Here is an 11,597-nt window from a genome sequence, read left to right on the forward strand (position 1 = left end):
TCGGCTGGGTGCCGGTGACCCGCCTGCGCATCTCATGCTGGTGGTGGCGGCCTGGATCGCCGCTTGCGAGGCGCGCGACAAAACTTTGCCGGAAGCCCATTTCACCGACCCGATCGACACTCGGCTTACGGTGCTCGGCAGCCGGCCGGCTGTCGAAACGGTGACGGCGATATTCGATCTCGCCGGCTTCGCCAAGGACCATTCACATCGCATGACACTGATCGATCTGACGGCAGCCCATCTCGAGCGCCTGCGGCGGGGCGGGCCTGCCGCCGCCTTCGCGGCGCTTGGCATAGGGAGCGAGAAGCCATGAGACAAACCTGGCGCTGGTTCGGGCCAGACGATCCGGTGACACTTGCCCATGTCCGTCAAGCCGGCGCCGTCGGCATCGTCAGCGCGCTGCACCACCTCAATGACGGCCGCGCCTGGCCGGCGGACGAGATCGCCAGGCGCAAGGCCGAGATCGAGGCAGCAGGCCTGACCTGGGACGTGGTCGAGAGCATCGTCGTCCACGAGGACATCAAGACCCGCAGCGGCGACTGGCGGACCCTGATCGACAATTACAAGGCCTCGATCCGCGCCGTCGCCGCCGTCGGGATCAATACCGTCTGCTATAATTTCATGGCGATCACCGACTGGACGCGCACCGACCTCGATTATCCGATGCCGCATGGCGGCACGGCGCTGCGCTTCGATGTCGTCGAGCTCTGCGCCTATGACGTCTTCATCCTTGAGCGAGAAGGGGCGGAGGCCGATCACCCACCGGCCCGTATCGAGGCCGCGCGAGCGCGGCTGCAAGGGATGAGCGACAGCGACAAGGCAAGGCTGGAGCGCAACCTGATCGGCTGGGTGCCGGCGCGCGAATTCATCTTCGATCGGGCAAGCTTCCGCCGCGCCCTCGACCTCTACAAGGACGTCTCCACCGAAGGCCTGCGCGAAAACCTGTTTGCCTTCCTGCGCGAGATCGTGCCGGTGGCCGAAGAGGCCGGCGTCAGGATGGCGATCCATCCGGACGATCCGCCTTTTTCGTTGTTCGGCCTGCCGCGCATCGTTTCCAAGGCAGCCGATGCCCGCGCGCTGCTCGACGCCGTCGCTTCGCCGGCTAACGGGTTGACGCTGTGCACCGGTTCCTATGGCGCGGGCGCGCAGAACGATCTGCCGGCAATGGCGAAGGCTTTCGCCGAGAACATCCATTTCGCCCATCTGCGCAATGTCACCAAGGAGCCCGACGGCTCCTTCCATGAAGCCGAGCACCTCGACGGCGACACCGACATGGTGGCGGTCGTGTCGGCGCTGATTGGCGAAGAGCGGCGGCGCAAGGCGGCAGGCAGGGCGGACTGGCAGGTGCCGATGCGTCCGGACCATGGCCATGCGATTGTCGACGACATCGGCAAGAAGGTGAACCCCGGCTATTCGTGCATCGGCCGCCTGAAGGGCCTTGCCGAACTGCGCGGCGTCATGCGCGCAGTTGAGACGCTGACGCCGTAGGCCAAGCACTACAGACAAGCAAAAAAGCCGGGCGAGGCCCGGCTTTCAATAACTGTGAATGAGCTTCCTTTACGCCGGCAATAGCGCGCCTTCAAGCGTGGTGAGCTGGTTGAGGAACTGCTCGGCCTTGCTGCGGGTCTGGTCGTCCTTGGCGTCGGCGGCGTCTTCCCTCGCTTCCTGGATGCGGCGGGCAAGATCGGCGCGGTCGATGTCGCCGACGGCCACAGCCGATTCCGCCAGCAGCGTGCAGCCGGCCGGAACGATGTCGGCAAAACCACCGAACACCACATAGCGCTCTTCCTTGCCTTGCGCGGTCCTCAGTGTGACGACGCCCGGCTTGATTGTGGTCATGACCGGTGCGTGATGCGCCATGACGGTCATCTCGCCTTCGGCGCCCGGGATGACGACGGTTTCGACCTGCTCGGAAACCAAGAGGCGCTCCGGCGAGACCAGTTCGAACTTGAAAGCTTCAGGCATGATCAGTTTAGCGACTGGTGAATGGTGAATGGTGAATGGTCAGAAAGAATGACCTTCACTCAGCCCCGATTTCCTATCCGCTACTCCCCATTCACAAATTCACTATTGACCATTCGCCATCAGGCCGCTTCGGCGGCCAGGCGCTGTGCCTTCTCGACCGCTTCCTCGATGCCGCCGACCATGTAGAAGGCGGCTTCTGGCAGATGGTCGTAGTCGCCGTTGCAAAGGCCCTTGAAGCCCTTGATGGTGTCGGCGAGGTCGACCAGCTTGCCCGGCGCACCGGTGAACACTTCGGCGACGAAGAAGGGCTGCGACAGGAAGCGCTCGATCTTGCGGGCGCGCGCCACCGTCTGCTTGTCCTCTTCCGATAGCTCGTCCATGCCCAGGATGGCGATGATGTCCTGCAGCGACTTGTAGCGCTGAAGGATCGACTGCACCTGGCGGGCAACCTGGTAATGCTCTTCGCCGACAACCATCGGGTCGAGCATGCGCGAAGTCGAATCGAGCGGATCGACCGCCGGATAGATGCCCTTTTCCGAGATCGCGCGGTTGAGCACGGTCGTCGCGTCGAGGTGGGCGAACGAGGTCGCCGGTGCCGGGTCGGTCAGGTCGTCGGCCGGCACATAGATCGCCTGCACCGAGGTGATCGAGCCCTTGGTGGTCGTGGTGATACGCTCCTGCAAGGCGCCCATGTCGGTGGCCAGCGTCGGCTGGTAGCCCACGGCGGAAGGAATGCGACCGAGCAGAGCCGACACTTCCGAGCCCGCCTGCGTGAAGCGGAAGATGTTGTCGACGAAGAACAGCACGTCCTGGCCCTGGTCGCGGAAATATTCGGCAACCGTCAAGCCGGTCAGGCCGACGCGGGCGCGGGCGCCTGGCGGCTCGTTCATCTGGCCATAGACGAGCGCTGCCTTGGAGCCTTCGCCGCCGCCCTTCTTGTTGACGCCGGACTCGATGAACTCGTGATAGAGGTCGTTGCCTTCACGGGTGCGCTCGCCGACGCCGGCGAACACCGAGAAGCCGCCATGCGCCTTGGCGACGTTGTTGATCAGTTCCTGGATCAGCACCGTCTTGCCGACGCCGGCGCCGCCGAACAGGCCGATCTTGCCGCCGCGGGCATAGGGGGCCAGCAGGTCGAGCACCTTGATGCCGGTGACCAGGATCTGCGCTTCCGTCGACTGCTCGACATAGGTCGGCGCCGGCTGGTGGATGGAGCGCATCTCGATGCCGTCGACCGGGCCTGCCTCGTCGACCGGCTCGCCGATGACGTTGATGATGCGGCCGAGCATGCCCGGACCGACCGGCACGGTAATCGGTGCACCGGTGTCATAGACGTCCTGGCCGCGGACCAGACCTTCGGTCGAGTCCATGGCGATGCAGCGCACGGTGTTTTCGCCGAGATGCTGGGCCACCTCGAGCACCAGGCGATTGCCGACGTTGATCGTCTCAAGCGCGTTCAGGATCGCCGGCAGATGTTCGCCGAACTGGACGTCGACAACGGCGCCGATGACCTGGCGAACCTTGCCTGCCAGGCCGGTTTTCTTGATGGTGGCGGCCGGCGCATTCACAGCGGCGGCCTTGGTTGCTGCCGCCTTCTTGGCCGGAGCGGCCTTTGCTGCCGCCGGAGCCTTCGCTGGTGCCGCGGCCTTAGGGGCTGCCGTCTTCGGGGTCGCTGCTTTCGCCATCGTCTTTACCCTTTTCGTCTCTTTGTTTCTCGCACGCTTGAGGTCGATGACCTCCTTGTGAGCGTGCCTAGAGCGCCTCGGCGCCCGAAATGATTTCGATCAATTCCTTGGTGATCTGCGCCTGCCGCTGGCGGTTGTAGGTGATCGACAATTTGTTGATCATGTCGCCGGCGTTGCGCGTCGCATTGTCCATGGCGCTCATCTTGGCGCCCATCTCGCCGGCAGCATTCTCAAGCAGCGCGCGAAAAACCTGCACGGAAATGTTGCGAGGGATGAGATCGGAGAGGATTTCCCCCGGCTCCGGCTCGTATTCGTAGACGGCGCTGCCGCCATCCTTCACTTCCGCGGCAGCCGAAGGCGCGCCCGCCGGGATAATTTGCTGTGCCGTCGGGATCTGGCTGATCACCGACTTGAACTGCGAATAGAACAGCGTGCAGATGTCGAAGCCGCCCTCGTTGAACAGGTGGATCACCTTCTTGGCGATGGCGTCGGCATTGACGAAGCCCAGCGTCTTGACCTCGCGCAGGTCGACACGCTCGATGATCAGCGCCCCGTAGTCGCGGCGCAAAATGTCGAACCCCTTCTTGCCGACGCAGATGATCTTGACCTGCTTGCCGTCGGCCAGAAGCTTGCGGATGTGGTCGCGGGCAAAGCGGGCGATCTGCGAATTGAAGCCGCCGCACAGACCGCGTTCGGCCGTGCAGACGACAAGCAGATGTACGTCGTCCTTGCCGGTGCCGGTCATCAGCGCCGGAGCATCGCCGCCGCCGCCGATCGCCTGGGTGATGTTGGCCAGCACCGCGCCCATGCGCTCCGAATAGGGACGCGCCGCTTCCGCCGCTTCCTGCGCGCGACGCAGCTTCGCCGCGGCGACCATCTGCATCGCCTTGGTAATCTTCTGCGTCGCCTTGACCGAGGCGATACGGTTACGAAGGTCTTTTAACGAAGGCATGCTTCAAACCTGATCCCGTCCGTCCTGCTCAAGCAAAGGTCTTGGCGAAGGCGTCGATTTCTGCCTTCAGCCTGGCGCGCAGATCGTCGGACAGCGCCTTCTCCTTGCGGATGCCGTCGAGCACGCCCTTGCCGGCCGAGCGCATATGCGACAACAGACCGTGCTCGAACTTGCCGACCTGGTTGATCGCCAGCTTGTCGAGATAGCCGTTGACGCCGGCGAAGATCACCGCGACCTGCTCCTCGACCTTGAGCGGCGAGAATTGCGGCTGCTTCAACAGCTCGGTCAGGCGTGAGCCGCGGTTGAGCAGGCGTTGCGTGGCGGCATCGAGATCGGAGCCGAACTGCGCGAAAGCAGCCATTTCGCGGTACTGCGCGAGCTCGCCCTTGATCGACCCGGCAACCTGCTTCATCGCCTTGATCTGTGCCGAGGAGCCGACGCGCGACACCGACAGGCCGACATTGACCGCCGGACGGACGCCCTGGAAGAACAGATTGGTTTCCAGGAAGATCTGGCCGTCGGTGATCGAGATGACGTTGGTCGGGATGTAGGCCGAAACGTCGTTGGCCTGCGTCTCGATGATCGGCAGCGCCGTCAGCGAACCGCCACCATTGTCGTCGTTGAGCTTGGCGGCGCGCTCGAGCAGGCGCGAGTGCAGGTAGAAAACGTCGCCCGGATAGGCCTCGCGGCCCGGAGGACGGCGCAGCAGCAGCGACATCTGACGATAGGCGACGGCCTGCTTCGACAGATCGTCATAGCTGATCAGCGCGTGCATGCCGTTGTCGCGGAAATATTCGCCCATGGTGCAGGCGGTGAACGGCGCCAGGAACTGCATCGGCGCCGGATCAGACGCGGTTGCGGCGATGATGATCGAATAGTCGAGCGCGCCGCGCTCTTCCAGCACCTTGACGAACTGCGCCACCGTCGAGCGCTTCTGGCCGACGGCGACATAGACGCAGTAAAGCTTTTCCTTCTCCGGGCCGTTGTCGTGCACAGATTTCTGGTTGAGCATGGTGTCGAGGATGATCGCGGTCTTGCCGGTCTGGCGGTCGCCGATGACCAGCTCGCGCTGACCGCGGCCGACCGGGATCAGCGCGTCGATGGCCTTGAGGCCGGTCGACATCGGCTCGTTCACCGATTTGCGCGGGATGATGCCGGGCGCCTTGACGTCGACGCGCTTGCGTTCGGTGGCCTGGATCGGGCCCTTGCCGTCGATCGGGTTGCCGAGCGCGTCGACGACACGGCCGAGCAGGCCCATGCCGACTGGCGCGTCGACGATGGCGCCGGTGCGCTTGACGGTGTCGCCTTCCTTGATGTCGCGATCGGCGCCGAAGATGACGACGCCGACATTGTCGGCTTCGAGGTTGAGCGCCATGCCGCGGATGCCGCCGGGGAACTCGACCATCTCGCCGGCCTGGACATTGTCGAGGCCGTAGACGCGGGCGATGCCGTCACCGACGGACAGCACCTGGCCGACTTCGGAGACCTCGGCCTCCTTGCCGAAATTCTTGATCTGGTCTTTCAGAATTGCGGAAATTTCCGCGGCGCGGATGTCCATCAGCCGACCTCTTTCAGTGCAAGCTTGAGCGAATTGAGTTTGGTTTTGAGCGACGTATCGATCTGGCGCGAGCCGATCTTGGCCACCAGTCCGCCGAGCAGCGACGGATCGACGGTGACCGTGATCGCCACGTCCTTGCCGGCAACGCTTTTCAGCGCTGCTTTCAGCTCGGTTTCCTGGGCAGGCGTCAGCGCATGCGCCGAGGTGACCTCGGCAGCGGTCTCGCCACGGTGTTCGGCGGCGATCTGGCGGAAGGCCTTGATCATGCCGGGCACGGCAAACAGCCGGCGATTCTGGGCAACGACGCGCAGGAAATTGCCGGTGAGGCCGGTAATCCCTGCTTTGTCGGCGATCGCGGCGATCGCCTTAGCCTGGTCCTCGCTGGAGAAGACAGGGCTCCTGATCAGCCGCGAAAGGTCAGCGCTGCCTTCGAGCATCGTTTCGAACCTGTTGAGGTCGGCTTCGACGCTGGCGACCGAATTGGTCTGCAGCGCGAGTTCGAACAGCGAACCCGCATAGCGTTCTGCGACACCTGAGATTGGCGATGACGATTGGGCCACGGACCGTCTTTTCTCTTGTCTGACAGGCCGCAGATTGTTGGCGCGAGCAAAAACTCTGGCTAAATCTTTGGCCTTACTGCATTTTTCCAAGCACGGAGGCGCGGCTTCCGCTATCCCCGGTCGAAAGTCGATTGCCGTCTAGCACAGGCATTTTCAGACCGCAATGCGTCGTCCGGCATGGTTTTCAGGCACTATTGTCGCATCCGCTGGCCGAGTTCAGCAACCAACCCCGGATTGATCCCTGATTCAGGGCAAAAAGCCGAAGGCGAAGGCAAGCGGCAGCGCCGCCAGCACCAGCTCGACGACGATGGATGCCCAGTTGAACGGCGTATTGGCGCCGTCCGACATCATCGAGAGCAGCCGGCCGAAGGCGGTGAATAGCCAGGAGAAGCCGAGCGCCATGTAGAGCAGCGGCTGCGCCAGGAGGATGCAGCACAAGCTGAGGCCGAGATAGAACCCCGACATCCGGCCGCGCCCCTCGGCGATCGCCGCTGCCTTCTCCGGTCTGACCTGCAGCCGCAGGATGCGGAACGCCAGCTGTGGAGCCAGGAATAGCAACAGGCCGAGCAATAGGGTCGCGACCGCGCTCGACCATGCCAGCCACTCGCCCTGGCTCATCGGCCATGGAAACGCAAATTCCATCTTGTCCCCTCTTAAATGCATATTCAAAATTTCGGGCATTCTAGCGAAGCAACTGACATGCGCCAGATGGGCCGTCCGCAATTTGCAGGGCGCGTCAGCGCAACGCGAGCGCGACCGTTGTTTCGACCGGGCTAACAGGACGTTACACAACGGGCTGTTTTTTTCTGCACAATTCCTATGTTGTGACTACATGAGACCACAAGGGTTCCGCGCATGAAGACGATGCAACTACGAGAGGCAAAGGCCAGCCTTTCCGCGCTCGTGGAGGCTGCTGAGAACGGTGAGCCCACGGTTATCACCAAACACGGCAAGCCCGCAGTCATGGTGGTGCCAATCGGTGAGGGACGGAAACTTTATCCGCAGAACAGCCAAAAAGACTTCGTGGATTTCCTGCTTCAGTATCCAGGCGGCATCGAGCTTGAGCGAAACGAATCGCCGTCGCGGGAAGTGGAGTTTTGACCGGCTATCTGCTTGATACGTCTTTTCTCTCGGCATTTGCACCTGGTCGGCCTCTGCTTCCGTCACACGTGCAGAACTGGGTTGCCGAACAAGGAGAACGCGGCTCTTGGCAGCTCTCATCGATCGTCATCTTGGAGGTGGAACGAGGAATCGCGAAACTGACGCGGGCGGGCGGGCATATGAAGGCAGAGCGCATCAATGAGTGGTTCGAAAGGTTGCTTCTAGAGTTCAACCAGCGCATCCTTCCCATCGATTTAGCAATCGCGCGAGAAGCCGGAAAACTGGAAGACGCCACTATCGCCAGAGGCGCCAATCCGGGTCTGGCGGACGTTCTGATCGCAGCTACTGCCCGTTTGCACGGCCTGTCAGTTTTGACGGCCAACACCCGGCGTTGTGCGATTCTCGACGTGCCTTACCTGAACCCATTCACCGAACGCGTCTCGAAAGGGTAATTCGACACCTTACAAAAAGCTTTGCGGGTCGATATCGACCTGGACGCGCATCGAGCCTCTTATCTTCGGTCCCTCGGCCAGCATGGTGCGGATGAACCCTTGCATGTCGGCGCGCCGCTCGCCCTGGATCAGCAGGCGAAAGCGATGGCGGCCGCCGATCAATGACAGCGGCGCCTCGGCCGGGCCGAGCACGAACAGGTCGCTGGCCTGCGGCGCGGCACGGCGCAGGCCGCGGGCGTGCCCTTCGGCTTCGGCCCGTGTCGCCGCGCTGACGATGACGCCGGCGAGCCTGCCGAAGGGCGGTAGCCCCGCCCGCTCGCGCTCGGCGATCTCGCGCTCGTAGAAGGCCTCGGCATCGCCGGAGACGATCGCGCGCATCACCGGATGGTCCGGCTGGAAGGTCTGCAGCAGGCCGAGGCTCTTCTTGCCGGTGCGGCCGGCGCGGCCGGTCACCTGGCTGAGCAGTTGGAACGTGCGCTCGGCGGCGCGCGGATCGCCATTGGCAAGGCCGAGATCGGCATCGACCACACCGACCAGCGTCATGTTGGGGAAATTATGCCCCTTGGCGACGAGTTGCGTGCCGATGACGATGTCGGCCTCGCCATTGGCGATGGCTTCGAGCTCGAGCCGCAGCCGCCGCACGCCGCCCATCAGGTCGGACGACAGTACGATGGTGCGGGCATCGGGGAAATGCGCGACGACCTCCTCGGCGATGCGCTCGACGCCCGGCCCGCAGGCGACGAGATGATCGAGCGTGCCGCATTCCGGACAGGCCTCTGGCCGGCGTTCATTGTGCCCGCAATGGTGGCAGACGAGCTGGCCGCGAAAGCGATGCTCGACCAGCCAGGCCGAGCAGACCGGACAGCCAAAGCGGTGGCCGCAGACCCGGCAGAGCGTCAGCGGCGCATAGCCGCGCCTGTTGAGGAACAGCAGCGACTGTTCCTTTCTTTCCAGCGTCTGCCGCATATGGCCGAGCAGCACCGGTGACAGGAAGCCGCCGCGTGCCGGCGGCGCGCGCCGCATGTCGACCGTCTTGAGATCGGGAAGTGCCGCCTCGGCAAAGCGCGCCGAAAGCACCGCCCTGCTGTAGCGGCCCTGGCTAGCATTGACCCGGCTTTCGACTGACGGTGTGGCCGAAGCGAGCACGACCGGAAAACCGCCGATATGGCCGCGCACCACGGCCATGTCGCGGGCGTTGTAAAAGACGCGATCCTCCTGCTTGTAGGCGGGATCGTGCTCTTCGTCGACGATGATCAGTCCAAGTTCCCTGAACGGCAGAAACAGCGCCGAACGAGCGCCGGCGACGACCCGCACGCCGCCTTCCGTTACTTGCCGCCAAACCTTTTCGCGCATCCTTGGCGGCAGGTCCGAGTGCCACTCCGCCGGCTTGGCGCCGAACCGCTCCTGGAAACGTTCGAGGAAGGCGTGGGTCAGCGCAATTTCCGGCAGCAGGATCAACACCTGCGTGCCACGGTCGAGCGCGGCCGCGACCGCCTCGAAATAGACCTCCGTCTTGCCGGATCCGGTTACACCATCGAGCAGGGTGACGCCGAATGTACCGGTCGCGACATTGGCGCGCAGCATCTCGGCGGCATCGCTCTGGTCGGGCATCAGTGCCGGCACGGCGTAGCCGGGATCGGGTGCTGCGACCACCGGCCGCGGCGGGATCATCACCGTCTCGAACACGCCCTGCGCCCTCAGCCCGTCCACCACCGTCGACGACACGCCTGCCGCATGCGCCAGGCCGGATCGCGTCCAGGCAAGTCCGCCTTCGGCTGTCTCCAGCACGCGCGTCCTCGCCTCCGTCATCCGGTCGGGCTTGGCGAAGGTGCGCTGCAGCCCTTCGATCCACGGTTCCGGGTCGAACGCCTCCGGTGCCCTGAGCAGCATGCGCGCCACCATGCCGGGCGGCGACAGCGTGTATTGCGCCACCCAATCGACAAAACGCCGCATCGCGCGGTCGATCGGCGGGCAGTCGAAAACCTGCTCGATCGGTCGCAATTTCTTCGCGTCGACCTTTTCGACGGCGCCGTCCCAGACGATGCCGGCGACCTGGCGGGGCCCAAGCGGAACGCGCACGATCGAGCCCGGCACCACGCGCATGCCAGCCGGCACGGCATAGGTGTAGGGGCGCTCGGCGGGCATCGGCACCAGCACCGGTGCGGCCGCGACAAAGGGCGAATCTTCGATCATGAGGCGTGACCTTGCCCCGACTTTGGTCTAGATCAAAGTCCGACCCCGAATGTGCATGACGTGCACATGAAAAATCTTCAGGAGACCGCCATGAAATTTTTTGTCGACACCGCCGATGTCAAGGAAATCCGCGAGCTGAACGATTTGGGGCTGCTCGACGGCGTAACCACCAATCCGTCGCTGATCCTGAAATCCGGCGGCAAGATCGCCGACGTCACAAGAGAGATCTGCGAGATCGTCAAGGGCCCAGTCTCGGCCGAAGTCGTCGCCACCGAATACAAGGACATGATGGCGGAGGCCAAGATCCTGGCCAGGATCGCCGACAATGTCTGCATCAAGGTGCCGCTGACGCTCGACGGCCTGAGAGCCTGCAAGGACATCCGGTCGGACGGCCGCATGGTCAACGTCACCCTGTGCTTCTCGGCCACGCAGGCGCTGCTCGCCGCCAAGGCCGGCGCCTCGTTCATCTCGCCCTTCGTCGGCCGCATCGACGACAGCGGCTGGGACGGCATGGAGCTGATTGCCGATATCCGCACCATCTACCACAATTATGACTTCCAGACCGAAATCCTGACCGCTTCGGTGCGCACCGTGAACCATGTCAAGCAGGCGGCACTGATCGGTGCCGACGTCATCACCGCGCCGCCGGCGACGCTCAAGGCGCTGGTCAAGCACCCGCTGACCGACAAGGGCCTGGAGCTGTTCCTCGCCGACTGGGCAAAGACCGGGCAGAAGATCGGCTGAAGCGACTATCCTACGAACAGAAAAGGCCGAGCAATCGGCCTTTTTTTTGCAGATTGCGCACTCTGGGAAGACCTAGCTTGCCGCCGGCTTGCCGTGCTTGATCAGATCCTGGGCGATCGACAGCCGCAGCACGTCTGCCAGCTCGCGCGCCGCGCGGTTCTCGGCGTCGATCTGCGCCCGGTATGACGCGAATTCCTGGCGCGGCCTGTCGTATGACGACGGAATCGAGCGCTTGCCCCTAGCTATGACCGTGCCCGTCTTGGCATCGCTCAGCACATAGTTGGCGGTCAGCGTTACAGTGCCGGCGGTCGGCTCGTCCTCGTCGGTCGTGACCTGCTCGATTGCCGCCGATTCGACGAGCTCGGAGACGCCGAGATCAAGCGAATA

At 63.7% G+C, this 11,597-nt stretch carries 11 protein-coding genes and 2 pseudogenes; 5 read left to right on the forward strand and 8 right to left on the reverse strand.

Features of this window, described 5'->3' with window-relative positions; translation table 11 throughout:
- Positions 1-313, forward strand: a pseudogene (locus E5W70_RS08485) (mannitol dehydrogenase family protein); the annotation flags it as partial.
- Positions 310-1,488, forward strand: coding sequence for a mannonate dehydratase (gene uxuA, locus E5W70_RS08490; RefSeq protein ID WP_292656446.1), 1,179 nt, complete (start codon positions 310-312; stop codon positions 1,486-1,488). The pseudogene E5W70_RS08485 and the gene uxuA, both read left to right, overlap by 4 nt.
- Positions 1,489-1,557: 69 nt before the next feature.
- On the opposite strand, the gene E5W70_RS08495 is transcribed toward uxuA, so the two are convergent.
- The 6 genes from E5W70_RS08495 to E5W70_RS08520 form a co-directional block, all read right to left on the reverse strand.
- On the reverse strand, positions 1,558-1,965 hold the full coding sequence (locus E5W70_RS08495) for a F0F1 ATP synthase subunit epsilon (protein WP_292656449.1): 408 nt from the start codon (positions 1,963-1,965) through the stop codon (positions 1,558-1,560).
- 119 nt (positions 1,966-2,084) lie between these two features.
- Complete coding sequence (gene atpD, locus E5W70_RS08500; protein WP_292656451.1) at positions 2,085-3,650, reverse strand: F0F1 ATP synthase subunit beta; 1,566 nt, start codon at positions 3,648-3,650, stop codon at positions 2,085-2,087.
- A 67-nt stretch (positions 3,651-3,717) separates the two neighbouring features.
- Entirely contained in the window at positions 3,718-4,602 is an 885-nt protein-coding gene (locus E5W70_RS08505; RefSeq protein ID WP_254820454.1) for a F0F1 ATP synthase subunit gamma, read from the reverse strand.
- Between the two features lie 28 nt (positions 4,603-4,630).
- Positions 4,631-6,160, reverse strand: coding sequence for a F0F1 ATP synthase subunit alpha (gene atpA, locus E5W70_RS08510; RefSeq protein WP_292656454.1), 1,530 nt, complete (start codon positions 6,158-6,160; stop codon positions 4,631-4,633).
- The gene (locus tag E5W70_RS08515) at positions 6,160-6,720 is read right to left on the reverse strand and encodes a F0F1 ATP synthase subunit delta (RefSeq protein WP_292656456.1); all 561 of its coding nucleotides are present in this window, start codon (positions 6,718-6,720) and stop codon (positions 6,160-6,162) included. The genes atpA and E5W70_RS08515 overlap by 1 nt, the downstream gene beginning before the upstream one ends.
- A gap of 246 nt (positions 6,721-6,966) precedes the next feature.
- Positions 6,967-7,362: a DUF4345 family protein gene (locus E5W70_RS08520; protein WP_292656459.1), complete on the reverse strand. Its 396-nt coding sequence runs from the start codon at positions 7,360-7,362 to the stop codon at positions 6,967-6,969.
- 213 nt (positions 7,363-7,575) lie between these two features.
- Here E5W70_RS08520 and E5W70_RS08525 point away from each other — a divergent pair, with 213 nt between their 5' ends.
- Together E5W70_RS08525 and E5W70_RS08530 are read left to right on the forward strand one after the other, a co-directional pair.
- A complete protein-coding gene (locus E5W70_RS08525; protein ID WP_254018681.1) occupies positions 7,576-7,821 on the forward strand; it encodes a type II toxin-antitoxin system Phd/YefM family antitoxin in 246 nt (81 codons plus the stop codon).
- Positions 7,818-8,273 carry a type II toxin-antitoxin system VapC family toxin gene (locus E5W70_RS08530; RefSeq protein WP_292656464.1) on the forward strand — a complete coding sequence of 152 codons (456 nt, stop codon included), beginning with the start codon at positions 7,818-7,820 and terminating at the stop codon, positions 8,271-8,273. Before E5W70_RS08525 ends, E5W70_RS08530 begins: the two co-directional genes overlap by 4 nt.
- A 9-nt stretch (positions 8,274-8,282) precedes the next feature.
- Here the strand turns inward: E5W70_RS08530 and E5W70_RS08535 are convergent, their stop codons facing one another.
- Positions 8,283-10,466, reverse strand: coding sequence for a primosomal protein N' (locus E5W70_RS08535; protein ID WP_292656467.1), 2,184 nt, complete (start codon positions 10,464-10,466; stop codon positions 8,283-8,285).
- A gap of 90 nt (positions 10,467-10,556) precedes the next feature.
- On the opposite strand from E5W70_RS08535, the gene fsa reads away from it, so the two are divergent.
- Positions 10,557-11,210 (forward strand): fructose-6-phosphate aldolase, encoded by a 654-nt coding sequence (gene fsa, locus E5W70_RS08540; protein WP_292656470.1) that lies wholly within the window; start codon positions 10,557-10,559, stop codon positions 11,208-11,210.
- Between the two features lie 72 nt (positions 11,211-11,282).
- On the opposite strand, the pseudogene E5W70_RS08545 reads toward fsa, so the two are convergent.
- Positions 11,283-11,597 (reverse strand): annotated as a pseudogene (locus tag E5W70_RS08545) (hypothetical protein); the annotation flags it as partial.

This window comes from Mesorhizobium sp. (assembly GCF_005063415.1).
Lineage (GTDB): Bacteria > Pseudomonadota > Alphaproteobacteria > Rhizobiales > Rhizobiaceae > Mesorhizobium.

Coding starts and splice junctions, on each gene's coding strand:
- atpA (WP_292656454.1), bottom strand. CDS start 6,160: ATGGACATCCGCGCCGCGGAAATTTCCGCAATTCTGAAAGACCAGATC.
- E5W70_RS08520 (WP_292656459.1), bottom strand. CDS start 7,362: ATGGAATTTGCGTTTCCATGGCCGATGAGCCAGGGCGAGTGGCTGGCA.
- E5W70_RS08525 (WP_254018681.1), top strand. CDS start 7,576: ATGAAGACGATGCAACTACGAGAGGCAAAGGCCAGCCTTTCCGCGCTC.
- atpD (WP_292656451.1), bottom strand. CDS start 3,650: ATGGCGAAAGCAGCGACCCCGAAGACGGCAGCCCCTAAGGCCGCGGCA.
- E5W70_RS08505 (WP_254820454.1), bottom strand. CDS start 4,602: ATGCCTTCGTTAAAAGACCTTCGTAACCGTATCGCCTCGGTCAAGGCG.
- E5W70_RS08495 (WP_292656449.1), bottom strand. CDS start 1,965: ATGCCTGAAGCTTTCAAGTTCGAACTGGTCTCGCCGGAGCGCCTCTTG.
- uxuA (WP_292656446.1), top strand. CDS start 310: ATGAGACAAACCTGGCGCTGGTTCGGGCCAGACGATCCGGTGACACTT.
- fsa (WP_292656470.1), top strand. CDS start 10,557: ATGAAATTTTTTGTCGACACCGCCGATGTCAAGGAAATCCGCGAGCTG.
- E5W70_RS08535 (WP_292656467.1), bottom strand. CDS start 10,466: ATGATCGAAGATTCGCCCTTTGTCGCGGCCGCACCGGTGCTGGTGCCG.